The sequence below is a fragment of the Streptomyces sp. DH10 genome (assembly GCF_029813805.1).
GTDB lineage: Bacteria > Actinomycetota > Actinomycetes > Streptomycetales > Streptomycetaceae > Streptomyces > Streptomyces coeruleofuscus.
The window spans coordinates 130,269-156,606 of sequence record NZ_JARVKU010000017.1; the positions used below are offsets into that span (position 1 = coordinate 130,269).

Genomic DNA, 26,338 nt, shown 5'->3' on the forward strand with positions numbered 1-26,338 from the left:
GCTGGTCGCGCAGTTCCCCGCGCCCCCCGGGGGCATCCGCCCCAGCTCCCACTCACCCCAGCCGCGCCGCCAACCCCCCAGTACAGCGCACCTCATCGCCGGCGGTGATCAACAGCGCCTCAGCCCCCGCCAGCGACTCCAGCCACGCCAGCCCCTCCCGCGACCCCATCGCGAACGCCGCCGTGGCCCAGCAGTCCGCCCATGTCAGCCGAGGCCCCACCACCGTCACCGCGACCAGGTCGGTCACGGCCGAGCGCCCCGTACGCGGGTCGACGATGTGCGCCCCCCGCTCCGCGGTCCCGGACGTGGCCACGGCCAGCTCGCCCGCCCCCGCCGCGGAGATCACCGCCGCGAGACCCCCCGGCCGCAGGGGATCCGAAACCCCGACCCGCCACGGCCGCTGCGCACCCGGAGCCCCGAGCAACTGGACATCACCGCCGCCGTTGACACTCACCCCGCTCACCCCGGGCACCGCCGCCAGCCGCCGCGCCGCCCGCTCGACCGCCCAGCCCTTCACGATGCCGGTCGGATCGAGGCGGCCCCCGTACGACGTGCTGAACCAGCCGTCGCTCAGCCGCTCCGCCTCGGCCGCCAGCTCCAGGACCTCGGCGACCTCGGGATCACACTCCTCGACCGTCAGCCGACCGCGTTGCAGTTGGGAGACCTGGCTGTCCTCGCGGTAGGTGCTGAACACCTCGTCGACCCGGTGCAGCCCGGCGACGGCCTCGTCCACCGCCGCGCGCACGACGCCGGGTTCCCCGCCGCGGACGTCGAAGGAGAAGACGGTCCCCATCGTCTCCTCCGCGTGACGTACCGCGGCGGGAGCCTGTGCGGAGTCGGCCACCGTGTCAGCCACCGGCCTGGTCCAGTGCCGACTGGAGGGACTGCTTGTAGCCGGCACTGGTGTAGGTGGCTCCGGAGACCGCGTCGATCTGCGCGTTCCCGGCCGCGACCGCCGCCTGGTTGAGGCGGGGGACGGAGGAGGAGGTGATCTGGTCGCTGCGTCCGCCCTTGGGGGCCTGGACGGCTTCGGCCTTGGTGATCTTGCCGCCGGCCACGGTGATGCGGACCTGGACCGGGCCGTACTGCGTCTGCGCCACGCTGCCGGTGAGGGTCTGCGTCTGGGCCTGACCGCCCCCGGAGCCGGCGCCCTGGGACGAACCGCCCCCGGAGCCGGCGGCCTGGGAAGAGCCGCCCCCTGCCGGAGCCTTGTCCAGTGCCGACTGGAGGGACTTCTTGTAACCCGCGCTGGTGTAGGTGGCGCCCGAGACCGCGTCGATCTCCGCGCTCCCCGCCGCGACCGCCGCCTGGTTGAGGCGGGGTACGGAGGCGGAGGTGATCTGGTCGCTGCGGCCGCCCTTGGGGGCCTGGACCGCCTCGGCCTTGGTGATTTTCCCGCCGGCGACTGTGATGCGGACCTGGACCGGTCCGTACTGCGTCTGCGCCACGTCGCCGGTCACGGTCTGGGCGTTGCCCGAGCCCTGCGCGCCGCCGGCCGAGGCCTTGGCCTTGTCCAGGGCCGACTGGAGGGACTTCTTGTAGCCGGCGCTGGTGTACGTCGCCCCGGACACGGCGTCGATCTCCGCGCTCTGGGCGGCGACCGCCGCCTGGTTGAGGCGGGGCACGGAGCTGGCCGTGATCTGGTCGCTGCGGCCGCCCTTGGGGGCCTGGACCGCCTCGGCCTGAGTGATCTTGCCGCCGTTCATGGTCAGGCGTACCTGCACCGCGCCGTACTGCGTCTGCACCGCGTCACCGGTGACCGCGCCGTTCACGCCGCCCTGCGGGGCCTGCCCGGCTGCCGCGGGCGGGAGCTGACCGCCCGCGGCCTGGGCGGAGCCCGGGTCGGAGGCCGGCTTCAGTGACAGCAGCAGCACGATCCCGGAGACGGTGGCTGCGCCGGCGAGCACGGCACGCCGGACGGGGTGAGACTTCCTCATCGTTTCTCAAGCTCCTGAAGTGCCGTTGATGTCCCGTCGCTCACATCTCGAACGACTCGTGATGGATACGGCGGGCGGGGACTCCCGCGCCGCGCAGTGCCTCGTACACCGACTGCGCGAAGCCGGGCGGCCCGCACATGAAGACGTCGTGGTCGCCGATGTCCGGGATCTTCCGCTGGAGTGACTCCGCGGAGATGTCGGGGCGTTCCCCGTCGGGGCTGTTGACCGCGTACATCAGCCGGGCCCCGCGCTCGTCGGCGATCTTGGCGAGCTCGCTCCACAGGGCCAGGTCCTGGGTGCTGTTGGCCCGGTAGAGCAGCGTGATGTCGCCGGAGGCGCCCGGCAGGGTCTCGAACAGGGCCCGCATCGGGGTGATGCCGACACCGCCCGCGACCAGCAGTACCTTGCCGCGGCTGCGGCGCTGCGCGGTCATCGCGCCGTACGGGCCCTCCGCCCACACCTTGGTGCCGGGCGTGAGCTCGCGCAGCCGGGAGGTGTGGTCACCGATCGCCTTGACGGTGATCCGCAGCATGTCCGGACGGGGCGCCGCCGACAGGGAGTACGGGTGCGAACTGAAGCGCATGCCGGGCGCCTTGAACCGCCAGCGGAAGAACTGGCCCGCCTCCGCACCCATCCGGTGCAGCTTGCGCCCGCCGATCAGCACGGACACGATGCCCGGGGTCTCCTCGATGACCGCCTCGACCCGCATCCGGTGCCGCAGGTTCAGGCGGATCGGGGTGAGGATCCGGTACCAGAGGACGAGCGCGGTCACCACGCCGTACAGCCCGTACCAGAAGGTCTTGGCTGCGGGCTCGACGGCGAACTCGTTGCCGGTCGTGATCTGGTGCCAGAACGTCATGTACACCGACGCGTACGTCAGCAGGTGCACGTGGTACCAGGTGTCGTACCCGATCAGGCGGCGGACCCCGCCGATCGAGAGGATCCCGATGACGAACAGCAGGCCCGTGCCGATGGCGGCCTTGCCCATGTCCGGCAGCTGGTTGACGGAGTCGATCGTCTGCTGGACGACGGCGCCGAGCCCCTTGCCCGCCTGGAGGGCGTAGCCCCACATGGTGAGGAAGACGTGGGCGAGGACCAGACAGAGTGTGTAGCGGCCGGTCATGGCGTGCCAGCGGGCGACCCGGTCGGTGCCCACCCGCCGCTCCAGCGCGGGCACCCGTGCCATCTGGAGCACCACGAGCGCCATGAGGTAGCCGGCGAGCAGGCCGGTGATCCGGCCCGCGGCCAGGATCTTGGCCGAGGTGTCCGCGAGGGACGCTGTGTTGTCCCACCACAGCCACAGCACGGCCGCCGCACCCGCCCACAGGGCGATCAGCAGCGGTACGGCCGGGGAGCGGCGCGGGCGGATGCGGCGCATCGTCTGGCGGCGGGCGGCACGGCCGCCTGCGAGCGTGGTGGTCACGGTTCCTCCGTGGGGACTTGACCCTTGGCCCACAGATACGTGCCGGGACACGGGAGTGTTCAGCCGTGCACCGAGTCGTGTGCGTACGGGAGTGACCGGCGGTAACCCGAACAGGTTCCCCGGCGGCCTCCCGCGCCAAGTGCCTGTGTGACAGACAGGCCCTAGTAGCGGGTGACGGCGGTGGTTCCGCTCGCCGTCCCGACGGCGATGTGGGGGTGCTTCGCCGGGTCGGCCCAGCGCAGGATCGTCCGCATGGCGCGCTTCGGCACGGACACGCAACCGGCCGTCGCCCCACGTCCGTTGACATGGAGGAAGATGCCCGCGCCGCGTCCTCGCACGGGACGCTCGTAGTTGAAGCCGATGACGAGCGCGTGCGCGTACTGATCGCCGTAGGTGATCAGGTGCTCGGACTCTGCGGCCCGGCAGTCGGCCGCGCGGGGCTCGGTCCAGCGGTTGTAGGAGCGGGAGTCGTTGTCCTGGCACCACCAGGAGTCCCGGTGCACCCGGCGGTACTCGTACGCGGTCCCGCGCGGCGCCGCCTTGGTGCCGAAGGCGTACGGCAGGCCGTACAGACCCGTGGGCGTCGTGTTGGTGCCCTGCTTGCGCGAGGCGCCCTCGACCAGTCCGTTCGCTCCGAAACGCGCGGGCGCGGAACCCGCCTTCACCCACCGCCCGTCCCTGAGGTCCCACCAGGTGACCGTGCCCGTCGTCGAGGCCGTCCGCGGGGCCACCGCGGTGATCAGCTGGGTGCCGCCGCCGGTGTCCGTCATCCGGGCCGGCAGGACGGACGAGGGGGCGGGCGGCCCGGCGCCGAGCACGACGAGACAGGAGACGGCGAGGGCGACGGCACCGGGGCGCATGCCTCAGACCGTAGAGGGCGGCAGCGGCAACGGCAGCCCGGGTAGTCCGTCCAGGCTGGTCGCGATGTGCTCCTTCTTGGTGAAGTAGGCGCTGAGCGACGCGTCGTCCTCGCGGGCGAAACGCTTGCCGTGCAGGTCGCGGTCCGCCTCGTACGCCATGAAGGGCACGGCGTAGCCGCAGGTGTCGCGGACGAGTTCGGCCGTGACGACGATGATCGCGCGCAGCCCGTGCTGGGCCGGGTCGATGTCCGGGAAGTGGCCGAGCAGCTCCCCGAAACGGGGGTCGTCCCGGAAGACCGGCTCCCCGCGGCCGTGCACCCGGACGATGTTCGGCGGGCCCTGGAAGGCGCACCACATCAGGGTGATCCGCCCGTTCTCGCGTAGATGGGCGATGGTCTCGGCGTTGGAGCCGGCGAAGTCGAGATAGGCGACGGTGTGTTCGTCGAGGACCACGAAGGAGCCCTTGAGGCCCTTGGGGGAGAGGTTGACCGTGCCGTCGGCGGACAGGGGAGCGGTGGCGGTGAAGAAGACCGGCTGCGCCTCGATGAACGAGCGGAGCCGGCCTTCTATGCGTTCATAGGTCTTTCCCATGTCTAAAGATTATGGGCGATGACCTTTCGGTTGCCTAAGAAATTGCGGGATCCGGTCACCTCTGCCGGACCCCGCCCCCGGGCGCCTGCCCGTGGCCGCCCCGGCCGGCGCTCACGCGGGGCGGCCACAGTGCCTGTCACCTCACTTGGTGAGCGTGCAGGCGGCCAGGGAGTCAAGACCCGCCGGACGCTCGGCCGTGCGGCCGATGGCGGTGGCGATGCGGTTGATCGCGGCGACGCGCTTGTCCTCGAGCGGGCCGAGGATGGCGTTCTGGACGAAGTTCGGTCCGCCCTGGCCGACGGTGTCGACGAGGCGCTTGTTGGCCTCCTCGATCTGCTTGTTCAGATCGCCGAGATTGCGGTCGACCTCGGCCTGGGCGGAGGCCGGGATCGCCGGCAGCTGGGAGGCGACGTCCGGGCAGGTGATCGAGCCGGCGCCCGCGTTCCCCGCCTCGCCCGCGCCCGCGTCCTCTCCGGCGCCCGCGCCGGCTTCCTCGCCCGCACCTGCCTCGGCGCCTGCCCCGGCTTCGGCCCCCGCGCCGGCTTCGGCACCGGCGCCGGCCTCCTCACCGGCGCCCGCCTCGCCTCCGCCCGCCGCCTCGCCCGCTCCGGCGCCGCCGTCGGCGTTGAGCTGGCAGGCGGCGAAGGCCTCCAGGCCCTCCGGCTTCTCGGCGGCCCGCCCGATGGCGGTCTCGATGCGGTTCAGGGCGGCGACGCGCTTGTCCTCCAGCGGGCCGAGGATGGCGTTCTGGACGAAGTTGGGCCCGCCCTGGCCGACGGTGTCGACGAGGCGCTTGTTGGCCTCCTCGATCTGCTTCTGGAGATCACCGAGGTTGCGGTCGACCTCCGCCTGCGCCGAGGCGGGGATGTCCGGCAGCTGGCCGGTGACGTCCGGGCACGAGATGGTGCCGGGACCCGCCAGCGTCCGGGCGTTCGTCGCGCCGCTGTCCGGCGTCTCCCCGGCGAGGGCGAAGCCGGCGATCACCGTGCCGGACAGTGCCACCGCGGCGGCGCCGCCGATGAAGCCGACGCGACGCTTGTTGTACTTCGGAAGAGCCCTGGACATGCGGATGCCTCACTAGGGGTCGGGGGTGTCATCGGTGTCAAAACGCGGCGCCTGCGTTCGGCGAGAGGTACGAGTAAGCGGTTTCGCGCGTTCAAAGGATCTTCAAAGTCGTCTCGGCATGGCCGGAATCAGCCGCTCGATCCGGGGTGCATTGACGAATCATGCGAAGGTCTGCATAATCATGCATGTCAGTGATCGCAGTGTGAGGGGAAGAACCCGTGACCGAGCGCGTCGTACTCGCCTACTCCGGCGGTCTTGACACCTCCGTCGCCATCGGCTGGATCGCCGAGGAGACGGGCGCCGAGGTCATCGCGGTCGCGGTGGACGTCGGCCAGGGCGGCGAGGATCTGGACGTCATCCGCAAGCGCGCCCTCGCGTGCGGCGCGGTGGAGGCCGAAGTGGCCGACGCCAGGGACGAGTTCGCCGAGGAGTACTGCCTCCCGGCGATCAAGGCCAACGCCCTCTACATGGACCGCTACCCGCTGGTCTCCGCCCTGTCCCGGCCGGCGATCGTCAAGCACCTCGTCGCCGCCGCCCGCAAGCACGGCGCCACGACCGTCGCCCACGGCTGCACCGGCAAGGGCAACGACCAGGTCCGCTTCGAGGCGGGCATCGCCGCCCTCGCCCCCGACCTGAAGTGCATCGCACCGGTCCGCGACTACGCCATGACGCGCGACAAGGCCATCGCCTTCTGCGAGGCCAAGGGCCTGCCGATCGCGACCACCAAGAAGTCGCCGTACTCCATCGACCAGAACGTTTTCGGCCGCGCCATCGAGACCGGCTTCCTCGAGGACATCTGGAACGCGCCGATCGAGGACATCTACGAGTACACGCAGAACCCGGCCGTCGCCCGCGAGCCCGACGAGGTGGTCATCTCCTTCAAGGAGGGCGCCCCGGTCGCCATCGACGGCAGGCCCGTCACCGTGCTCCAGGCCGTCCAGCAGCTCAACGAGCGCGCCGGAGCCCAGGGCATCGGCCGGATCGACATGGTCGAGGACCGCCTCGTCGGCATCAAGTCGCGTGAGGTGTACGAGGCTCCGGGCGCGATCGCCCTGATCACCGCCCACCAGGAGCTGGAGAACGTCACCGTCGAGCGCGAGCTCGCCCGCTACAAGCGGGGCGTCGAGCAGCGCTGGAGCGAGCTGGTCTACGACGGCCTGTGGTTCTCCCCGCTCAAGCGCGCACTGGACGTCTTCGTCGACGAGGCGAACCAGCATGTCACCGGCGACATCCGCATGACCCTGCACGGCGGCCGCGCGGTCGTCACCGGCCGACGCTCCGAGCAGTCGCTGTACGACTTCGGCCTCGCGACCTACGACACGGGCGACACCTTCGACCAGTCCGCCGCCAAGGGCTTCATCGACATCTACAGCCTGTCGTCGAAGATCGCGGCACAGCGTCACCTGCGGGCGTAGCCCGACGGGAACCCGGCGCGGGCATATAAAGGTCTGCGTCACATCCACACCTCTCTAGGAGCAACGCAAGTGAGCAGCAACAGCGGTGACGTACGGCTCTGGGGCGGCCGTTTCGCCGACGGTCCCGCCGAGGCCCTGGCCAAGCTGTCCGCGTCCGTCCACTTCGACTGGCGGCTCGCGCCGTACGACATCGCCGGTTCGCGTGCGCACGCGCGCGTGCTCCACAAGGCGGGCCTGCTCACCGAGGACGAGCTGACCCGGATGATCGCCGGGCTGGACCAGCTGGAAGCGGACGTCGCCGACGGCTCCTTCGTGGGCACCATCGCCGACGAGGACGTGCACACCGCCCTGGAGCGCGGCCTGCTGGAGCGGCTCGGCCCCGACCTCGGCGGCAAGCTGCGCGCCGGCCGCTCCCGCAACGACCAGGTCGCGACCCTCTTCCGCATGTACCTGCGCGACCACGCCCGCGTCGTCGGCGGCCTGATCGCCGAGCTCCAGGACGCGCTGATCGGCCTGGCGGAGGCCCACCCGGACGTGGCGATGCCCGGCCGTACGCACCTCCAGCACGCCCAGCCGGTCCTGTTCGCGCACCACGTCCTCGCCCACGTGCAGTCCCTGTCCCGGGACGCGGAGCGGCTGCGCCAGTGGGACGCGCGCACGGCCGTCTCGCCCTACGGCTCGGGCGCGCTGGCGGGCTCCTCGCTGGGCCTGGACCCGGAGGCGGTGGCGAAGGACCTCGGCTTTGAGCACGGCAGCTCGGGCAACTCCATCGACGGCACGGCTTCCCGCGACTTCGTCGCCGAGTTCGCGTTCATCACGGCGATGATCGGCGTCAACCTCTCCCGGATCGCCGAGGAGGTCATCCTCTGGAACACGAAGGAGTTCTCCTTCGTCACCCTGCACGACGCGTTCTCCACCGGCTCCTCGATCATGCCGCAGAAGAAGAACCCGGACATCGCCGAGCTGGCGCGCGGCAAGTCCGGCCGCCTGATCGGCAACCTGACGGGCCTGCTGGCCACGCTGAAGGCCCTCCCGCTCGCGTACAACCGCGACCTCCAGGAGGACAAGGAGCCGGTCTTTGACTCCATCGACCAGCTGGAGATCCTGCTCCCCGCCTTCACCGGCATGATGGCCACGCTCAGGGTCCACCGCGAGCGCATGGAGGAACTGGCCCCCGCCGGCTTCTCCCTCGCCACGGACATCGCCGAATGGCTGGTCAAGCAGGGCGTACCGTTCCGCGTGGCCCACGAGGTGGCCGGTGAGTGCGTGAAGGTCGCCGAGGGCGAGGGCAAGGAACTGGACGAGCTGACGGACGAGCAGTTCGCGAAGATCTCGTCCCACCTCACCCCCGAGGTCCGCTCGGTCCTGAACGTCCCGGGCGCCCTGGCCTCCCGTAACGGCAGGGGCGGCACGGCCCCGAGCGCGGTGGCGATCCAGCTGGCAGAGGTGAAGGCGGACGTGGCGGCCCAGCACGAATGGGCCGTGGCCAAGAAGAAGGGCTGAGGGCAACAGACCCCAGGGGCCCGGGGCTGTATCGATGTGCGGCTCCGCCGCGTGGGCGCGACAAGCCACAAGCAACCCGCACACGCCGGAACACAGCAAGCCCCGAGCTCAGAGGCGAAGGTCATCCCGGGGGTTACGTTGGTCGAAAGCCGCAGCCGACCGAACGGAGCCCCCGGATGCCCTTCGCCCGCCTGGCCTCAGCGACAACACCCACCTGCCACATCGGCCTCGGCCTCGCCGCAGTCGGGCGCCCCGGCTACATCAACCTCGGCCGGGACGAAGACCTCGGTGACGACCGCAGTGTCGAGACGCTGCGCAACCGCACACATGAACTCCTCGACGCCGCCTACGCCCAAGGCGTCCGCTACTTCGACGCCGCCCGCTCCTACGGCCGCTCGGAAGAGTTCCTCGCCGACTGGCTGAACACAAGGCCCGGCCTCGACGACATCGTCGTAGGCAGCAAGTGGGGCTACACCTACACCGCCGACTGGTCCACCGACGCCGAGACGCACGAGGTCAAGGACCACACCCTCGCCACCTACGAACGGCAGCGCGCCGAGACCGACGCCCTGCTCGGCGACCGGCTCGACCTCTACCAGATCCACTCGGTGACCCCGGACAGCCCGGCCCTCACCGACAAGGAACTGCACGCGAAGCTCGCGGAAGCCGCCGCCCGGGGACTCACCATCGGCTTCTCCACCAGCGGTCCCGCCCAGGCGGACGCGATCCGCGCCGCCCTCGCCGTGACGGTCGACGGCGAACCCCTCTTCCGTACCGTCCAGTCGACGTACAACGCGCTGGAGACCTCCGCCGCGCCCGCCCTCGCCGAGGCACACGACGCCGGGCTCACCGTGATCGTCAAGGAGGGCATGGCAAACGGCCGGCTCGCGGGGCCGCACGCGCCGGACGTCCTGAAGGAGATCGCCGAGGAGTCCGGGCTGGGATGCGACGCCGTCGCCCTGGCGGTGATCCTGCGGCAGCCCTGGGCCGGCGTCGTCCTCTCCGGCGCGGCCACCGCCAACCAGCTCGCCTCCAACCTGCACGCGGCGGTCGTCGACCTCGACGACGACCAGCTCGCCCGACTCGCCACGCTGGTCGAGGAACCGCAGGCGTACTGGGAGAAGCGCGGACAGCTGCCCTGGCACTGATCAGCACCCTTTCGTGAACCGGAACCGGCAGCCGTGAGTCACACATGCCCAGCATGAGACATTCATGTCTCATGTGAAGTATGGTCGTCTCATGGCTGTCGATCCTGACCACGTGCTGCGCCGCGCCGCGGCCCTGCTGACCCACAAAGCCACCGCGACCATGGACGAGGTCGCCAAGGCCGCCGGGATCAGCCGCGCCACGCTGCACCGCCACTTCGCCGGACGTGACGCCCTCGTCCGCGCCCTGGAGTCGCTGGGCATCGCGGAGTGCGAGGCCGCGCTGGACGCCGCCCGGCTCGACGAGGGCACGGCGAGCGAGGCCGTCCGCCGGCTGGTGGGGGCCATCGAGCCCGCCGCCGGACTCCTCGGGTTCCTCTACACCGAGAACCAGCTGTTCGAGGGCGAGGAGCAGAACCCGGGCTGGACCCTGATCGACGACCGGATCTCCGCCCTGTTCCGCCGCGGCCAGCTCAGCGGTGAGTTCCGCATCGACCTCACGCCGGTCTGGCTCACCGAGGCGCTCTACGGCCTGCTGGCCTCCGGCGCCTGGATGGTGCAGAGCGGCAAGGGCGCCCCCAAGGACTTCCAGTACATGATCGTCGAGCTGCTGCTCGGCGGCGCACTACGGAGAGAGGAATCATGACCAGCACCTTGCAGCCGGCTGAGACGGCCGAGGCGGTGAAGCGCCCGGGCCGCTGGCTCGCGCTCGGCGTCCTCGTCCTCGCCGTGCTGCTGGTGGCCGTCGACGCGACCGTCCTCGGTCTCGCGACCCCCTACATCAGCGAGGACCTGAAGCCCTCCGGCACGCAGCTGCTGTGGATCGGCGACGTCTACTCGTTCGTCATCGCCGGTCTGCTCGTCTCCATGGGCAGCCTCGGCGACCGCATCGGCCGCAAGCGGATCCTGCTGGTCGGCGCCACGGCGTTCGGCGCGATATCCGTGTTCAACGCCTACGCCACGACACCGGAGATGCTGATCGCGGCGCGGGCGCTGCTCGGCGTCGCCGGCGCGACCCTGATGCCGGCCACGCTCGCCCTGATCCGCAACCTCTTCCACGACCCGCGCGAACGCAGTTTCGCCGTCGGCATATGGGGCGCCACCGCCTCCGCGGGCACGGCCGTCGGCCCGATCGTCGGCGGGTTCCTGCTGGAGCACTTCTGGTGGGGCTCGGTCTTCCTGATCAATCTGCCCGTGATGGCCGTCCTGGTCCTCGTCGGCGTCAAGCTGCTTCCCGAGTCGCGCACCGCGAACCCCGGCCCGTGGGACCTGGTCAGCGTCGTGCTGTCGCTGGTCGGCATGGTCGGTGTCGTCTACGCGATCAAGGAGGCCGCCACGCACGGCTTTGCGTGGAGCACTCTGGCCGCGGGCCTGCTGGGCGTGGCCGCCCTCTACGGGTTCGTACGCCGCCAGCTCACGCTTCCGGCCCCGCTGCTGGACATGCGGCTGTTCCGCAACCGCGGCTTCAGCGGCGCGGTGCTGGCCGACCTGCTGACCATCCTCGGTCTGTCCGGGCTGGTGTTCTTCCTCTCCCAGTACCTGCAACTCGTCCAGGGCAGGCGCCCGTTCGAGGCGGGCCTGGCGGAACTGCCCGCCGCCATCGGCGCGGTGGTGGCCGGTCTGGCCGCGGGGCGCGCGGCCCGGCGCTTCTCGGTGCGGGCCGTCGTCTCCGGGGGGCTCGCGGCGATCGGCCTCGCCCTGGCCGCGCTCACCGTGATCGACCAGTCCACCGGCTACCCGCTGCTCGGGGCCGCGCTGCTGGTGGTCGGCGTCGGAGCCGGTTTCTCGTTCACCGTGACCGCTGACGTGATCCTCTCCAGCGTGCCCAAGGAGCACGCGGGTTCGGCGTCCGCCGTGTCCGAGACGGCGTACGAACTCGGCGCGGCCCTCGGCATCGCCGTGCTCGGCTCCATCGTGACCGGCGTCTACCGCGACTTCACCGGCCCGTCGGGCACACCGGCCGCGGCGCACGAGTCGCTGGGCGGCGCGGTCGAGGCGGCGGAGGGCATGCCCGGGCACACCGCCGAGGCCATGCTGGACGCGGCCCGCACGTCCTTCGTCGACGGCCTGGCCCTCGCGGCGGGCGTCGGAGCGGCGGTCCTGCTGGCGGCGGCGGTGGCGGCGTGGTTCCTGCTGCGGGGGCAGCGGCTGGAGAGCGGGGCGGAACACCCTTAGGGCGTGTGGCCCGGGCCTTCCACCACCCCTGCTCAGCCCCGCCTTTAAGCCCGTTTTCGCCCCCGCCTGATGGTCTTGGCTCCGTACCCGACGTCGTTCCCACGGCCGAAGGAGCCACCGATCATGACACGTCGTACGAAGAAGGCGATCGTCACCGTCTCCGTCCTGGCCGCCGCCGGCCTCGCGGGCGGCGGTGTCGCGCTCGCAGCCGACGGTGACGAGATGCCGCGCGAGCAGGTCAGGTTCGTCGTCGAGGAGGGCACCTCCTCCGGCGGGGGTGCGGCGGGCGACCAGGACTGCCCGTGGAAAGACGGCGGCACCGCCCCGAGCGGAACCGCACCGAACGGCGGCGCCCCCGCCCCGGAGCTGTGACCATGGCCACCGCCCCGGATGCCATGACCCCCGACGGCAAGCTCCTGGAAGAGGCCCTCTTCGAGGTCAAGCGGGTGATCGTCGGCCAGGACCGCATGGTGGAGCGGATGTTCACCGCCGTACTGGCCCGCGGCCACTGCCTGCTGGAGGGCGTGCCGGGCGTCGCCAAGACGCTCGCCGCGAAGACCCTGGCGCACGTCGTGGGCGGACGGTTCGCCCGGCTCCAGTTCACGCCCGACCTCGTCCCCTCCGACATCACCGGCACCCGCCTCTACCGGCCCTCGCAGGAGGCCTTCGACATCGAACCCGGCCCGGTCATCGCCAACATCGTCCTGGCCGACGAGATCAACCGCGCCCCCGCCAAGGTCCAGTCCGCCCTGCTGGAGGTCATGGGCGAGCACCAGGTCTCCATCGGCGGCACCACGCTCCCCGTCCCCGAACCCTTCCTCGTCCTCGCCACCCAGAACCCGATCGAGTCCGAGGGCGTCTACCACCTCCCCGAGGCCCAGCGCGACCGCTTCCTGCTCAAGGTGGAGGTCGCCGCGCCCAGCGAGTCCGAGGAGCTCGCCATCCTCTACCGGATGAGCGTCGACCCGCCCCGCCCGCGCCGGGTCCTCACCCCCGAGCGGCTGGTCGCGCTCCAGCGGACCACCGACGAGGTGTTCGTGCACCACGCCGTCGCCGAGTACGCCGTACGGCTCGTCTGCGCGACGCGTGAACTGGCCGGTCCGGAGCGACGCCTGGCCCACGGCGCCGGTCCGCGCGCCACCCTCGGCCTGGTCGCCGCCGCCCGGGCGCTGGCCCTGCTGCGGGGCCGCGGCTACGTCCTGCCCGAGGACGTGAGCGACCTGGCGCACGAGGTCGTCGGTCACCGCCTCGTCCTGTCCTTCGACGCGCTCGCCGACTCAGTGACCGGGCCGCAGATCGTCGACGAGGTGCTCGCCTCCGTGGAACAGCCGCGGATCAGCCCCCGTCAGGCGGCCGAGGAGGCGGCGGCATGACCCAGGCCCTGGGCGAACTGACCCCCGAGCAGGCGCTGCGGCACCTGGAGCTGCTCTTCACCCGGCACCCCGACGGCCTGCTCCAGGGCGACCACCCGTCCCTCGTGCCCGGACCCGGCGACGAAATCGCGGAGACCCGGCCGTACGTCATCGGCGACGACGTCCGCCGGATGGACTGGAACGCCACCGCCCGCACCACCGTCCCGCACGTCCGCCTCACCCTCGCCGACCGCGAACTCACCACCTGGATCGTCCTCGACGCCTCCGCCAGCATGGACTTCGGCACCGCCAGGATGGAGAAACGGGACCTCGCGGTGGGCGCGGCGGCCGCCGTCGCCTTCCTCACCGAACGGGCCGGCAACCGCCTCGGCGCCGTGTTCGCCGGGCAGGGCCCCGGGGACCATTCCCCGGGAGGCGGACCGTACGGCGGCCGGCGCATCCCGCCCCGCACCGGCCGCCGCCACCTGCTCGCGATCCTGCGGACCGCTCTCGAACGCCCACGCGTCACCCCCGGGCCCCCGGCACACCACCTCGCCGACGCCCTGCACGGCCTGCGCGTGCTGCCCGCCCGCGGCCTGGTCGCCGTCGTCTCCGATTTCCTGGAGACCGGCTGGGAGCAGCCCCTGAAGACCCTCGCCCGCCGGCACCAGGTCCTCGCCGTGGAGGTCGTCGACCCGCGCGAACTGGACCTGCCGCCCGTCGGGCTGCTCACCGTCGTCGACCCGGAGACCGGACGCAGCCGCGAGATCTCCACGCACGCCCGGGGACTGCGGGAGCGCTATGCACGGGCCGCGCTGGAGCAACGGGCACTGATCCGGCAGTCCATCCGCCGCGCGGGCGCCGCCCATCTGCGGCTGCGCACCGACCGGGACTGGGTCCGCGACGTCGTCCGGCACGTCGAGACGCAGCGGCGCCGGGCCGGCGGCGGGGCGGCATGAGGGAGGCACGATGAGTCTGCGCTCACCGGGCTGGCTCCTGCTGCTCGTGCCGCTCGCCGGCCTGATCGCCGCGTATGTGCTGGTCCAGCGCCGGCGCAGCCGCTACGCCGTCCGCTTCACCAACCTCGACCTGCTCGACAAGGTCGCGCCCAGCCGCCCCGGCTGGCGCCGGCACCTCCCCGCCGCCGTCTTCTGCGCCACGCTCGCGCTGCTGGTGCTGGGCTTCGCCCGGCCGACGGCCGACGTGCAGGTCCCCCGGGAGCGGGCCACGATCATGATCGCCTTCGACACGTCCGGCTCCATGGAGGCCACCGACGTCGAACCCACGCGCTTCGTGGCCGCCCGGCGCGCCGCCCTCGCGTTCGTCGACCGGCTGCCCGAGCGGTTCAACACAGGACTGGTCTCCTTCAGCGGCACCGCCACGGTCGCGGTGCCGCCGACCACCGACCGCACGGTGCTGCGCTCGGCCATCGAGCAGCTCACCCTCGGCCAGGCCACGGCGATCGGCGACGCCGTCATCGCCGCCCGCGACGCCATCCGCGCGCTCGACCGGCAGGCCGAGTCGGAGCCACCGCCCGCGCACATCGTCCTGCTGTCAGACGGCGCCAACACCGCCGGCCGCCCGGTCGAGTCGGCGGCCGAGGAGGCGGCCGGCGACCGCATCCCGGTCTCGACGATCGCCTACGGCACCGAGGACGGTGTCGTCGACCTCGGCGGCGGCCGCATCCTCCAGGTCCCCGTCGACGGCCCCGCCCTGGAGAACCTCGCCTCCACGACCGGCGGCGACTACCACGAGGCCGCCACCGGAGAGGAACTCCAAGCGGTCTACGAGGACATCGGCAGCTCCGTCGGCTACCGCACCGAGGAGCGCGAGATCTGGCAGTGGTTCGTGGCCGCCGGCCTGGTCACGGCACTCGTGACGGCAGCGCTGTCCCTGCTGTGGTTCTCGCGGCTCCCGTGACGAAGGAGGTACGACCGTGCCCGACCCTCATCCCCGCTCCGGCCTGGGCGAGCCCCGCGGCCCGTCCTTCTTCCCGGGCCACCCGCGCGAGCGCACCGAACCGCCGGCACCACCGGCACCATCGCCCTCCCACACCACACAACAACCTCCGCCCACACGCCCGCCCCGCACCTCCCGCCCCTTGGCGGCCGCCGTTCTGGCCGCGGTCCTCGCGGGCGGTCTGGCCGGATACGCCGCCGGGGCCCTCGGCGACGACGACCCCGTACCCGCCTCGGCACCGGCTGCCCGCGCCCCGGGTGACCTCCAGGCCGTCGCCGCCCGGGTGCTGCCCAGCGTGGTCTCCGTCCAGTCGGACCGCGGCCAGGGCTCCGGGTTCGTCTTCGACGAGCGCGGCCGTATCCTCACCAACGCGCATGTGGTGGACGGCAGTTCACAGGTGTCCGTCGAGCTTCAGGACGGCCGTCGGCTCACTGCCGAGGTGATCGGCGACGACCCCGCCCACGACGTCGCCGTACTGGAGCCGGAGACGTCCCGTGGCCTGCGCGCCGCCGACCTCGCCACCGGCACCCGCCCGGCCGTCGGCGACACCGTCCTGGCCATCGGCTCCCCGCTCGGGCTGAGCGGCACCGTCACCTCCGGCATCGTCAGCGCCCTCGACCGCTCCGTCCGGCTCGGCGAAGACAGCGGCGGAGGACCGAGGCGGGCGCTCCAGACCGACGCCTCGATCAACCCGGGCAACTCCGGCGGACCGCTCGTCGACGACGAAGGGCGCGTCATCGGCATCAACACGGCCATCGCGACGTTGGACCAGAACAGAGGCGGCTCCATCGGCATCGGCTTCGCGATCCCCGTGGGCGACGCGGTGGAGGCCGCCCGGACCATCATCGACGGTGGCTGAAGGGGGCCGCGCCCATGCGACTGCTGGTCGTCGAGGACGAGGAAGACCTCGTCGTCGCCCTCAAGGTGGGCCTGATCAGGGCCGGCTACGCGGTCGACGTCGCCCCCGACGTCGACACCGCCACCGAGAAGCTCGCCGTGAACGACTACGACCTCGTCCTGCTGGACCTCAACCTGCCCGACGGCGACGGCTTCTCCGTCTGCCGCGCCGTCCGCGCCACCCCCGGTGGCCCCCGCATCCTGATGCTCACCGCCCGCGACCGCCTCGCCGACCGGGTACGCGGCCTTGACGAGGGGGCCGACGACTACCTCGTGAAACCCTTCGCGCTGCCCGAACTCCTCGCCCGCATCCGCGCCCTGCTGCGCCGCGAGGACGGCGGCACCTCCGTCGTCGAGGTCGGCGAGCTCCGCCTGGACACCGCCCGTTTCGAGGCGTACCGAGGGGACCGCAGGCTCCCGCTCACCCCCAAGGAGTTCGGCGTCCTGCACTACCTGATGACCCGCCCCGGGCGGGTCGTCCCGGCCGAGGAACTGCTCGAACACGTCTGGGACGAACACGCCGACCCGTTCACCAACACCGTCCGCGTCACCGTCGGCTCGCTGCGCCGCAAAATCACCGGGGAGGACGAACCGCTCATCGAGACGGTGATACGGCAGGGCTACCGCCTGAAGGAGACGCCGTGACGACGATGCTCCGGCCGCTCAGGACCCGGATCCGGCTGCCCGCCTTCACGCACACCATCCGCTTCCGCCTCACGGTCCTCTACTCCGGCCTCCTCTTCCTCCTCACCGCCCTCGTTCTGGGCGCCACCTATTTCGCGGTCGAGCGCAGCGGCGAGGCCCATCCGGTCAGCAAGCAGTTCCGGGCCGAGAAGTACGTCAACGGCGTCTACATGGGTCAGTTCGACGCCGTGAAGCTCCAGGAGGTCGAGGCGGCCGTCAACTACGAGACGCTCGGCAACCTGCGCAACTTCTCCTTCATCGTGCTCGGCGCGCTCGCCGTGGCCAGCCCCGTCATCGGCTGGATCCTCGCCGGCCGCGCCCTGCGCCCGGTCCGCGCGATCTCCCGCACGGCAGCCGAGATCCAGGCCACCGACCTCTCCCAGCGCATCCGCCTCACCGGCCCCAAGGACGAGCTGCGCGACCTCGCCGACACCGTCGACTCCATGCTCGACCGCCTCGACGAGGCCTTCCGCGCCCAGCGCCAGCTCATCGACGACGCCTCCCACGAGCTGCGCAGCCCGCTGGCGATCATCCGAGCCAACGTCGACGCCGTACTGACGGCGGAGGACTCGGACGAGGAGGACCGCCGTGTCGCCGCCCGCAGCGTCGACCGGGCCACGACCCGCATGACCCGCCTGGTCGAGGACCTGCTCGCCACCGCCCGCCGCTGCGCCCCCGCCCTCGCCGACGCCGACGTCGACCTCGCGGCGGCGGCCGGCGAGGCCTGCGAGGAGTTCGCCCCGCTCGCCGCCGAACGCGGCCAGCTCCTGCACCGCCGTCTCACCCCCGGCCTCACGGTCATCGGCGACCACGACGCGCTGCGCCGGGCCGTCGGCAACCTGCTGTCGAACGCGGTACGGCTGGCCCCACCGGGTTCCCGCATCACCGTCGCGGCCGGCCAAGACGGCTCCTGGCTGTGGGTGGCGGTACGGGACGAGGGCCCGGGGATAGGCGACGACGACCGGGCGAGGGTCTTCGACCGCTTCTGGCGGGCCAAGGGCAACGGCGGCGGCCGGGACCGCCACGCCGGTCTGGGCCTGGCGATCGTCAGACAGATCGTGGAGTCGCACGGCGGCCAGGTCCGCCTGTTCTCACGGGTGGGGGAGGGCTCTACGTTCGTCCTGTGGTTCCCGGCTCCGGCAGACGGTGAGACGAATGGCGGCCCGCCGGAGAACGCGCCCCTATAGGGGCGGAAGCTGCCCGACCAGCCGCCACGGCCAAGGAACTACGCCGCTTCCTTCGCCTTGCTCGCGTACATGTCCACGTACTCCTGCCCGGACAACCGCATGACCTCACTCATCACGGAGTCGGTCACCGCCCGCAGCACGTACCGGTCCCGGTCCATGCCCTCGTACCGGGAGAACTCCATCGCCTCACCGAACCGGACGGTGACCTTCCCCGGCCGGGGAAGACCCGCCCCGCCCGGCTGAAGCCTGTCCGTACCGATCATCGCGAAGGGCACCACCGGCGCCCCCGTCATCAGCGTGAGCCGGGCGATCCCGGTGCGCCCCCGGTACAGACGCCCGTCGGGCGACCGCGTTCCCTCCGGGTAGATCCCGAACACGCGGCCCTCCTCCAGCACCCGGCGCCCGGTCATCAGTGCGGCGACCCCGCCCCGGCCGCCGTCACGGTCGACGGGGATCATGCCGACGCCGGTGAAGAACCAGGCCATCAGCCGGCCCTTGACGCCCTTCCCGGTCACGTACTCGTCCTTGCCGATGAAGAAGACCTGACGGTCGCAGACCAGCGGCAGGATCATCGAGTCGATGAACGTCAGGTGATTGCCGGCCAGGATGACCGGACCGTCGCCGGGAATGTGCTCCGCACCTTCCACCTGAGGGCGGAACATCAGGCGCATGATCGGGCCGAGCACTGCCTTGATGAGCGCGAAGCGGGACAACGGGCCCTCCGTGTCAGGGATGCGGTATGAGTCTGTGCAGGTGAGGACGATACTCGGGGTTCCGGGGGTCGTGCACATCGGGCACGGGACTTAACCGAGGTCTTACGCATCGGTGACGCGTGTTTACCTGCGGTGACCCGCCGTGGACGATGCGTAACCCGCCCGCCACATGTGACGGACGTCGCTCCCCGGGCGTATCGGACGCGTTCCCAGAACCGCCGCACCGAATCGCCGGGACGCGACGGACTCGGCGAGTCGTCGACGAGCCGTCAGTTCCCCGCCCCCACCGGCCACTACGACATCCGTCGTCACCCACGTGTTCCGCCCGGCGTCTCCCACCCGTCATGTACGCGCCCGTACGATCGGCGCGCACTGACGAGCCGACGGCAGGGAGGGCGCTCATGGGAACGCAGAGGCCGAACGAGGAGACGAGCGGAACGGGACGGCGGGCCCTGCTCGGCGCGGCGGTCCTCGGCGCCGGGGGAGCGGTCCTCGGCGTGACCGGCACGGCGAGAGCCGACAGCGCCCGGCGCGGCGGGCACGGTGGGCAGGGCGGGCTGAAGAGCCTGCCCAAGCCGACGATCGTCGGCCACCGCGGGGCCAGCGGCTACCGCCCGGAGCACACCTTCGGCTCGTACCAGCTGGCCCTCGACATGGGCGCCGACATCGTCGAGGCGGGCGACCTGGTGCCGACGAGGGACGGTCACCTCGTCTGCCGTCACGAGCCGGAGATCGGCGGCACGACGGACGTCGCCGACCACCCCGAGTTCGCCGACCGCAAGAAGACCAAGCAGCTCGACGGCGTCCCCACCACCGGCTGGTTCACCGAGGACTTCACGCTCGCCGAGCTGAAGACGCTGCGGGCGATCGAGCGCATCCCGGCCAACCGCCCGCACAACACCCTCTACAACGGCCGCTGGGAGATCCCCACCTTCGAAGAGGTCCTGAAGTGGCAGGACGAGCAGACCCGCAAGCGCGGCAAGCAGGTGTGGATCTACCCCGAGCTCAAGCACCCCACCTACTTCCGCAAGCAGGGCCTCCCCCTGGAGGAGCGGGTCGCCAAGCTGCTGCGCAAGTACCGCAAGGACCGGCGAACCTCCCCGGTCATCCTCCAGTCGTTCGAGCCGACCAGCATCGAGCGCCTCGACAAGCTCGTCGACAACCCCTTGGTCGTCCTGCTGTCCTCGGCGAACACCCGCCCCTGGGACTTCGTCGAGACGGGTGACCCCCGCACGGTCGCCGACCTGGTCAAGCCCGCCGGCCTGCGGGAGATCGCCTCCTACGCGCAGGGCATCGGCCCGACCCTCGACCTGATCGTCCCGCGCGACGCCGAGGGCAACCTCACGCAGCCCACGACTCTCGTCGCGGACGCGCACAAGGTGGGCCTGATCCTGCACCCGTGGACGCTGCGCAACGAGAACCCCTTCCTGCCCGCGAACTTCCGCAAGGGCACGGACGCGGACGCCTACGGCGACGTGTTCGGCGCGTACAAGGCCTACTTCGCGACCGGTATCGACGGCGTCTTCACGGACCAGCCCGACACGGGCGTGCTGGCCCGCGAGGACTTCGTCAGCGGCTGAGCGTCAACATGTGAGCTCACACCCCCCGGCCGAGTGAGCTTCGGCCGCCCGGGCAACCCGCGGCCCGGGCGGCTGCGTCGCTCCGCATATGACGCCCGACCTGGTCACCGTGCTCCGCCCGCTGCTCACCGCCGAGGCCTCCGCGGAGGCATATGCCACCGGGACCGAGCCGGGTGACCTGGAGCAGGCGGTCTGGCTCCGCCTGCTGGAGCGCCTCGACGCCGAGGGTCCGCCGCTCGACCCGCAGCGATGGCTCCGCCGGGCCGTCCGCTCGGAAGCGCGCCGCACCCGCCGTACGAGCCGCCTCGAACGGCCATACGGCGTCGAACCCGCTGATGACGGCGACCGCGGCCCCGAGCAGCTCGCCCTCGCCGCCGCCCGCGGCCGTGCCCTGCGCGCGGCCGTACGCCGCCTCCCGGGCCGCTGCCCCCGGCTGATGGAGGCCCTGCTCTCTCCCGAGGACCTGACATACCGGGAAATCGCAGGGGAGTTGGGTATCTCACAGGGGAGTCTTGGTCCGGAACGTTCCAGATGCCTGGGATGTCTGCGCAGATTGCTCACACCGGAGGTTGCGGCCCGCTGAGGAGGGGGATAGGAGTGAGGAACGACAGGTGATCAGATGAGCGGGAGGCGTGCGCACATGGGCATGAGCGTGACCATCTCTGCGGCGACCGAGCAGGACGCGGAGCAGATCTTCAGGCTGCAGTACCTGTGCTTCCAGCCGGAGGCGGCGCTGTACGGCAACTACCGCATCGACCCGCTCGTCCAAACCCTCGACTCGGTCCGCGAGGAGGTCGCCCGCGACTGCGTCTTCGTGGCCCGGCTCGGCGAGGAGGTCGTCGGCTCGGTCCGCGGCTCGGTCACCGAGGACGGCGCCGCCGCGATCGGCAAGCTCTGCGTCCACCCCCGCCTCCAGGGCCACGGCATCGGCGCCCGCCTCCTCCGTGCGGCCGAATCGGCCCTCGCGGACCAGCACGGCGCCAAGCGCTTCCGTCTCCACACCGGCCACCGCAGCGAGGGTCACCTCCGCCTCTACCGCAAGGTCGGCTACGAGACGGTGGGCACGTCCCAGGGCGCGGACGGCATCCCGATGATCGTCCTGGAGAAGCCGGCCAGCACGTACGCGGCGACGGCTTGATCTTCGCCGCTTTCAGGGGCGCGGGGCTGTATCGATGTGCGGCTCCGCCGCGTGGGCGCGAGCAACCACATACGGCCCGCGGCCGCCTGATGAACCTCAGGCGGCATCCCCATCCCGCGCACGCGACCGCCGCAGCCAGTAAATGGCCGACATGGGCAGCAGAACCGGGATGAACAGATACCCCATCCCGAAGTCCGACCACACGGTCGCGTCAGGAAACGCCGACGGATCGATCAGGGTCCACGTCCCCACCGTCAGCACACCCACCAACTCCGCGGCACAGCACACGAGCGCCGCCCGCCGCGCCGTCTCCCCACCCCGCACCAACGAGTACGTGATGAACCCGTACACGACACCCGCCACGGCGGACAGTGAGTACGCCAGCGGCGCCCGGTCGAACTCCGTCGCGATCTGATACGCGGACCGCGACACCGCGCCCACGACCATCACGCCGTACAGCCACACCAGCAGGGTGCCCGGCCCGCTGATCAGCCGCCGCCGGCTCACCTCAGCCTCCCCAGATGTCATAGAGCCGCACCTCCAGCACGGCCAGCACCACACCGCCGGCGGCGACCGTCACCGAACCCCACCGGGTGCGCTCCGCCAGTGACATGAACCCCGCCGCCGGGACGCACGCGAACGCCCCCAGCAGATACGCCACGAAGATCGTCGTGCCCTGCTCCGGCTTCTCGCCCCGCGCCAGCAGCACGATCCCGGCCACCAGCTGGATCAGCGTCAGCAGCGTGACGACGGCCATCCCGATGAAGTGCCAGTCCTTCGTCGGCTGGTCACGGTAGGCGGCCCAGCCGCACCAGGCGGCGAGCAGCAGCGCGGCGACGCCGGTCACCAGCGTCAGGGCATCAAGCATGCTGCGACCTTATTACGGCCGAAAAGGCCCGATGCCCGCGGCCCTGGCCCGCACCGTAGGGTCGAGGTCATGAAGATCCACGCGCACGCTCTGCTGTTCGACAACGACGGAACCCTGGTCTCCTCCCTCGCCTCGGTGGACCGCTGCTGGACACGGTGGGCCACGGAATACGGGATCACGGCCGAGGAGTTCGCCCGGGTCGAACTGCACGGCCGGCCGGCCGCCGAGATAGCCGCCGACCTGCTGCCCGCCGACGTGGTGCCACAGGCCGTCGCGCGGATCGAGGACCTCGAGGTGGAGGACGTGCCAGGCGGCGGTGTGCACCTGCTGCCGGGAACCCGCGCCTTCCTCGACGCCCTGCCCGCCGAGCGCTGGGCCGTCGTCACCTCCGCCACCCGGCGGCTGGCCGAGGCCCGGCTCGACGCCGTCGGCATCCTGCCCAAGACGCTCGTCGCCGCCGACGACGTCACCCGCGGCAAGCCCGACCCCGAGCCCTACCTGCTCGCCGCCCGCACCCTCGGCGTCGACCCCGCCCGGTGCGTCGTCTTCGAGGACGCCCCCGCGGGTCTGACGGCCGGCCGGGCCGCCGGCATGACCACCGTGGCGTTGGCCACAACCCACCGGGCCGACGAGCTCCAGGCGGATCTGGTGGTCGAGAACCTGTCGGCCTTGTCCGCACTGGTCACCGAGCAGGGTGTGGAGATCTCCCTGCGAGGCTGACGGGAGCCGGTCGTGTCCGGACCCTGTCCACCGCTGTCCAGCATCCGGACAACGGCGGCCGGTCAGGACCGTACGCGTGTTTTACTGACGGCATGACCACGACGAGCGACCGCATCCCCGCGACCGAGGCGACCATGACGCCCGGTGCTCGTTGTATGTGTCGAATGTGCGCCTTCTAGAGGGCCCCCGCACCACCCCCTGAGCTCGCGCCCCGAAGCGAGACCGCGGCATGTCCGCACGCCCTGAGCCGTGCGTGACACCAAGCCGCCCGCGCACATGTTCTCTCCGGTTCCCCGCCCCAGCGAGAACCGTGTCGCGTCCCTGAACGAATGCACCTGTGCCCGGGCACACCCACGCCCGCGCACTCGACAGTGACGGAAACCCACGTGATCACCACAACGGACCTGACCAAGGTCTACCGTTCGCGCGGCCGAGAGGTCACCGCCCTGGACGGCGTCGACCTGCACGTCCGCGAAGGCGAGGTGTACGGCGTCATCGGCCAGTCCGGTGCCGGCAAGTCCTCGCTGATCCGCTGCGTCAACCTCCTGGAACGCCCCACCTCCGGCACCGTGACGGTCGCCGGACAGGACCTCACCGCGCTGGCCGGCCGCGGCTCACGCGCCGGAAGGGAACTGCGGCAGGCGCGCAGCCGGATCGGCATGGTCTTCCAGCACTTCAACCTGCTGTCCTCCCGGACCGTCCAGGACAACGTCGAACTGCCGCTGGAGATCCTCGGCAAGTCCGGCGGGGAACGCTCCCGCAAGGCACTGGAGCTGCTCGACCTGGTCGGCCTCGCCGACAAGGCGGGCGCCTACCCGGCCCAGCTCTCCGGTGGCCAGAAGCAGCGCGTCGGCATCGCCCGCGCCTTGGCCGGCGACCCGAAGGTGCTGCTGTCCGACGAGGCCACCAGCGCCCTCGACCCGGAGACCACCCGCTCGATCCTGGCGCTGCTGCGCGACCTGAACCGGCAGCTCGGCCTGACCGTCCTGCTCATCACGCACGAGATGGACGTCGTGAAGTCGGTCTGCGACTCGGCCGCACTCATGGAGAACGGGCGCATCGTCGAGTCGGGCACCGTCAGCGAACTGCTCGCCACCCCCGGTTCCGAACTGGCCGCCGCGCTGTTCCCGCTCGACGGCGAGGCCTCCGGCGAGGACCGCACCGTCGTCGACGTGACCTTCCAGGGCGAGAGCGCGACCCAGCCCGTCATCTCGCAGCTCGCCCGCACCTACAACATCGACATATCGATCCTCGGCGCGGCCATCGACACCGTCGGCGGCCTCCAGGTCGGCCGGATGCGCATCGAACTGCCCGGCCGCTACGAGGACAACGTCGTGCCGATCGGCTTCCTGCGGGAAAAGGGCCTCCAGATCGACGTCCCGGGTCGCGAGTCCGTACTGGTGAAGGAGGGTGTCAAGTGACCTGGTCCGAAATGCAGCCCCTGCTGGCGCAGGCGTGTTGGGACACGCTCTACATGGTCGGCTGGTCCACGCTCATCGCCGTCGTCGGCGGACTGCCGCTCGGGATCCTGCTGGTCCTGACCGACCGTGGCGGGCTGCTCCAGAACGTCGTCGCGAACAAGGTCATCGGGCAGATCGTGAACATCGCCCGCTCGCTGCCCTTCATCATCCTGATGGTCGCGCTGATGACCTTCACCCGCTGGATCACCGGCACGACCATCGGCCGCGAGGCCGCCATCGTGCCGCTCGCCGTCGGCGCCATCCCCTTCTTCGCGCGGCTGGTCGAGACGGCCGTCCGCGAAGTGGACCACGGACTCGTCGAGGCCGTGCAGGCCATGGGCGGCAACACCTGGACCGTCGTCCGCAAGGTCCTCGTCCCCGAGTCCCTGCCCTCGCTGATCTCCAGCACCACGACCACGGTCGTCGCCCTCATCGGCTACTCCGCGATGGCGGGCACCGTCGGCGCCGGGGGCCTCGGCGACATCGCCATCCGCTACGGCTACCAGCGCTTCGAGACCCAGATGATGTGGATCACCGTCGCGATCCTCGCCGTCGTCATCTCGGTCATCCAGTTCGCCGGCGACTACGCGGCCCGCTCCCTGCACCGCCGAGGCGCCCACTCGGGTCCCGCGCCGAAGCTGCGGCTGCTCAAAGCCGCTTCCTGAACTCCCCGTCCACCACAACGGGGTCGCACCATCGCAAGGCCATAAGGAAAGGCACTTTTCGTGCGTAACACCGCCAAGATCACCACCGCCGTTCTCGCCGCCGGAGCCCTCACCCTCGGGCTCAGCGCTTGCGGCGCGGGCAACTCCGGCTCCGACGGACCCCTCATCGTCGCCGCGAGCCCCGTCCCCCACGCCGAGATCCTCAACTACGTCAAGGACAACCTGGCGAAGAAGGAGGGCCTCGACCTGGAGGTCAAGGAGTTCACCGACTACACCTCGCAGAACCCCGCGACGCAGGACGGCTCCGTCGGCGCCAACTACTTCCAGAACAAGCCGTATCTCGACGACTACAACAAGAAGAACGGCACCGACATCGTGCCCGTCGTCACGGTCCACCTGGAGCCGCTCGGCCTCTACTCCCACAAGGCGAAGAAGGCCGGCGACCTGAAGAGCGGTGCGACCGTCGCCGTCCCCAACGACACGGTCAACGAGGCCCGCGCGCTCAAGCTGCTCGCCGCCCACGGGCTCATCACCCTCAAGGCGGGCGTCGGCAACGAGGCGACCCCGTCCGACATCGCCGAGAACCCCAAGAACCTCAAGTTCAAGGAACTGGAGGCGGCCCAGACGCCGCGCTCCCTCGACGACGTGGACGCCGCCGTCGTCAACGGCAACTACGCCATCGAGTCCGACCTCGAGCCGTCGAAGGACGCCCTCGTCCTGGAGTCCCCGAAGAACAACCCGTACGGCAACTTCCTCGCCGTGAAGAAGGGTCAGGAGGACGACCCGCGGGTGAAGAAGCTCGCGAAGCTCCTCACCTCGCCCGAGGTGAAGAAGTTCATCCAGGACAAGTACGCCGGCTCGGTGCTCGCCTCCTTCTGAGCCCATGCCCGGCACCGTCACGCACGGGGTCCGCCCTCACCCGGTGGGGGAGGACCCCGTGGTGCGGATCAGTGCTTTCATGCTGCATGCTGGGCAGTTCAGCAGGCCCTGAAGGTTCACCG

27 protein-coding genes and 1 pseudogene are annotated in these 26,338 nt (G+C 71.3%); 19 read left to right on the forward strand and 9 right to left on the reverse strand.

The features are described from left to right. Nucleotides 1–52: 52 nt before the first annotated feature. From QC385_RS30320 to QC385_RS30345, 6 genes are all read right to left on the reverse strand, one after another. Complete coding sequence (locus QC385_RS30320; RefSeq protein WP_279544565.1) at nucleotides 53–856, reverse strand: FAD:protein FMN transferase; 804 nt, start codon at nucleotides 854–856, stop codon at nucleotides 53–55. Then, the gene (locus tag QC385_RS30325; protein ID WP_279544566.1) at nucleotides 849–1,937 is read right to left on the reverse strand and encodes an FMN-binding protein; all 1,089 of its coding nucleotides are present in this window, start codon (nucleotides 1,935–1,937) and stop codon (nucleotides 849–851) included. The genes QC385_RS30320 and QC385_RS30325 overlap by 8 nt, the downstream gene beginning before the upstream one ends. Before the next feature lie 40 nt (nucleotides 1,938–1,977). Next, a complete protein-coding gene (locus QC385_RS30330) occupies nucleotides 1,978–3,360 on the reverse strand; it encodes a ferredoxin reductase family protein (protein ID WP_279544567.1) in 1,383 nt (460 codons plus the stop codon). Nucleotides 3,361–3,521: 161 nt separating this feature from the next. Further along, complete coding sequence (locus QC385_RS30335) at nucleotides 3,522–4,220, reverse strand: L,D-transpeptidase family protein (RefSeq protein ID WP_279544568.1); 699 nt, start codon at nucleotides 4,218–4,220, stop codon at nucleotides 3,522–3,524. Nucleotides 4,221–4,223: 3 nt separating this feature from the next. Next, entirely contained in the window at nucleotides 4,224–4,811 is a 588-nt protein-coding gene (locus tag QC385_RS30340) for a pyridoxamine 5'-phosphate oxidase family protein (RefSeq protein WP_279544569.1), read from the reverse strand. Nucleotides 4,812–4,952: 141 nt separating this feature from the next. Next, entirely contained in the window at nucleotides 4,953–5,876 is a 924-nt protein-coding gene (locus QC385_RS30345) for a hypothetical protein (protein ID WP_279544570.1), read from the reverse strand. A 218-nt stretch (nucleotides 5,877–6,094) separates the two neighbouring features. Here QC385_RS30345 and QC385_RS30350 point away from each other — a divergent pair, with 218 nt between their 5' ends. The 12 genes and pseudogenes from QC385_RS30350 to QC385_RS30405 all read left to right on the forward strand — a co-directional run. Continuing rightward, entirely contained in the window at nucleotides 6,095–7,291 is a 1,197-nt protein-coding gene (locus QC385_RS30350; protein ID WP_279544571.1) for an argininosuccinate synthase, read from the forward strand. 69 nt (nucleotides 7,292–7,360) lie between these two features. After that, complete coding sequence (argH, locus tag QC385_RS30355; protein WP_279544572.1) at nucleotides 7,361–8,794, forward strand: argininosuccinate lyase; 1,434 nt, start codon at nucleotides 7,361–7,363, stop codon at nucleotides 8,792–8,794. 176 nt (nucleotides 8,795–8,970) lie between these two features. Further along, entirely contained in the window at nucleotides 8,971–9,942 is a 972-nt protein-coding gene (locus QC385_RS30360) for an aldo/keto reductase (RefSeq protein ID WP_279544573.1), read from the forward strand. 91 nt (nucleotides 9,943–10,033) lie between these two features. Then, nucleotides 10,034–10,585 carry a TetR/AcrR family transcriptional regulator gene (locus QC385_RS30365; protein WP_279544574.1) on the forward strand — a complete coding sequence of 184 codons (552 nt, stop codon included), beginning with the start codon at nucleotides 10,034–10,036 and terminating at the stop codon, nucleotides 10,583–10,585. Next, on the forward strand, nucleotides 10,582–12,114 hold the full coding sequence (locus tag QC385_RS30370; RefSeq protein WP_279544575.1) for an MFS transporter: 1,533 nt from the start codon (nucleotides 10,582–10,584) through the stop codon (nucleotides 12,112–12,114). Before QC385_RS30365 ends, QC385_RS30370 begins: the two co-directional genes overlap by 4 nt. 123 nt (nucleotides 12,115–12,237) lie before the next feature. Next, nucleotides 12,238–12,486, forward strand: a complete 249-nt coding sequence (locus QC385_RS30375; protein WP_279544576.1) for a hypothetical protein — start codon at nucleotides 12,238–12,240, stop codon at nucleotides 12,484–12,486. A 2-nt stretch (nucleotides 12,487–12,488) separates the two neighbouring features. Continuing rightward, nucleotides 12,489–13,487, forward strand: a complete 999-nt coding sequence (locus QC385_RS30380; protein ID WP_279544577.1) for an AAA family ATPase — start codon at nucleotides 12,489–12,491, stop codon at nucleotides 13,485–13,487. Beyond that, the gene (locus tag QC385_RS30385; protein WP_279544578.1) at nucleotides 13,484–14,425 is read left to right on the forward strand and encodes a DUF58 domain-containing protein; all 942 of its coding nucleotides are present in this window, start codon (nucleotides 13,484–13,486) and stop codon (nucleotides 14,423–14,425) included. The genes QC385_RS30380 and QC385_RS30385 overlap by 4 nt, the downstream gene beginning before the upstream one ends. Nucleotides 14,426–14,435: 10 nt before the next feature. Next, on the forward strand, nucleotides 14,436–15,386 hold the full coding sequence (locus QC385_RS30390; protein WP_279544579.1) for a VWA domain-containing protein: 951 nt from the start codon (nucleotides 14,436–14,438) through the stop codon (nucleotides 15,384–15,386). A 16-nt stretch (nucleotides 15,387–15,402) separates the two neighbouring features. Continuing rightward, on the forward strand, nucleotides 15,403–16,284 hold the full coding sequence (locus QC385_RS30395) for a S1C family serine protease (RefSeq protein ID WP_279544580.1): 882 nt from the start codon (nucleotides 15,403–15,405) through the stop codon (nucleotides 16,282–16,284). A 14-nt stretch (nucleotides 16,285–16,298) separates the two neighbouring features. Beyond that, entirely contained in the window at nucleotides 16,299–16,967 is a 669-nt protein-coding gene (locus tag QC385_RS30400) for a response regulator transcription factor (RefSeq protein WP_279544581.1), read from the forward strand. 5 nt (nucleotides 16,968–16,972) lie between these two features. Next, nucleotides 16,973–18,187, forward strand: a pseudogene (locus QC385_RS30405) (sensor histidine kinase); the annotation flags it as partial. Between the two features lie 44 nt (nucleotides 18,188–18,231). On the opposite strand, the gene QC385_RS30410 reads toward QC385_RS30405, so the two are convergent. Beyond that, on the reverse strand, nucleotides 18,232–18,906 hold the full coding sequence (locus QC385_RS30410) for a lysophospholipid acyltransferase family protein (protein WP_150479844.1): 675 nt from the start codon (nucleotides 18,904–18,906) through the stop codon (nucleotides 18,232–18,234). A 401-nt stretch (nucleotides 18,907–19,307) separates the two neighbouring features. Here QC385_RS30410 and QC385_RS30415 point away from each other — a divergent pair, with 401 nt between their 5' ends. From QC385_RS30415 to QC385_RS30425, 3 genes are all read left to right on the forward strand, one after another. Next, nucleotides 19,308–20,486, forward strand: a complete 1,179-nt coding sequence (locus QC385_RS30415; protein ID WP_279544582.1) for a glycerophosphodiester phosphodiesterase — start codon at nucleotides 19,308–19,310, stop codon at nucleotides 20,484–20,486. Nucleotides 20,487–20,574: 88 nt separating this feature from the next. Further along, on the forward strand, nucleotides 20,575–21,069 hold the full coding sequence (locus QC385_RS30420) for an RNA polymerase sigma factor (protein WP_279544583.1): 495 nt from the start codon (nucleotides 20,575–20,577) through the stop codon (nucleotides 21,067–21,069). A 57-nt stretch (nucleotides 21,070–21,126) separates the two neighbouring features. Beyond that, complete coding sequence (locus QC385_RS30425) at nucleotides 21,127–21,624, forward strand: GNAT family N-acetyltransferase (RefSeq protein WP_279544640.1); 498 nt, start codon at nucleotides 21,127–21,129, stop codon at nucleotides 21,622–21,624. Between the two features lie 96 nt (nucleotides 21,625–21,720). On the opposite strand, the gene QC385_RS30430 is transcribed toward QC385_RS30425, so the two are convergent. Next, nucleotides 21,721–22,152, reverse strand: coding sequence for a hypothetical protein (locus tag QC385_RS30430; protein WP_279544584.1), 432 nt, complete (start codon nucleotides 22,150–22,152; stop codon nucleotides 21,721–21,723). Beyond that, nucleotides 22,133–22,492, reverse strand: a complete 360-nt coding sequence (locus QC385_RS30435) for a hypothetical protein (RefSeq protein ID WP_059422850.1) — start codon at nucleotides 22,490–22,492, stop codon at nucleotides 22,133–22,135. The genes QC385_RS30430 and QC385_RS30435 overlap by 20 nt, the downstream gene beginning before the upstream one ends. A gap of 69 nt (nucleotides 22,493–22,561) precedes the next feature. Between QC385_RS30435 and QC385_RS30440 the strand changes: the two genes are divergently transcribed. The 4 genes from QC385_RS30440 (at nucleotide 22,562) to QC385_RS30455 (ending at nucleotide 26,216) form a co-directional block, all read left to right on the forward strand. Beyond that, on the forward strand, nucleotides 22,562–23,212 hold the full coding sequence (locus tag QC385_RS30440; RefSeq protein WP_279544585.1) for an HAD family hydrolase: 651 nt from the start codon (nucleotides 22,562–22,564) through the stop codon (nucleotides 23,210–23,212). Between the two features lie 386 nt (nucleotides 23,213–23,598). Further along, entirely contained in the window at nucleotides 23,599–24,633 is a 1,035-nt protein-coding gene (locus QC385_RS30445) for a methionine ABC transporter ATP-binding protein (RefSeq protein WP_279544586.1), read from the forward strand. Continuing rightward, nucleotides 24,630–25,337, forward strand: a complete 708-nt coding sequence (locus QC385_RS30450; protein WP_279544587.1) for a methionine ABC transporter permease — start codon at nucleotides 24,630–24,632, stop codon at nucleotides 25,335–25,337. The genes QC385_RS30445 and QC385_RS30450 overlap by 4 nt, the downstream gene beginning before the upstream one ends. A gap of 60 nt (nucleotides 25,338–25,397) precedes the next feature. Beyond that, nucleotides 25,398–26,216, forward strand: a complete 819-nt coding sequence (locus QC385_RS30455; protein ID WP_279544588.1) for a MetQ/NlpA family ABC transporter substrate-binding protein — start codon at nucleotides 25,398–25,400, stop codon at nucleotides 26,214–26,216. Nucleotides 26,217–26,338: the final 122 nt, after the last annotated feature.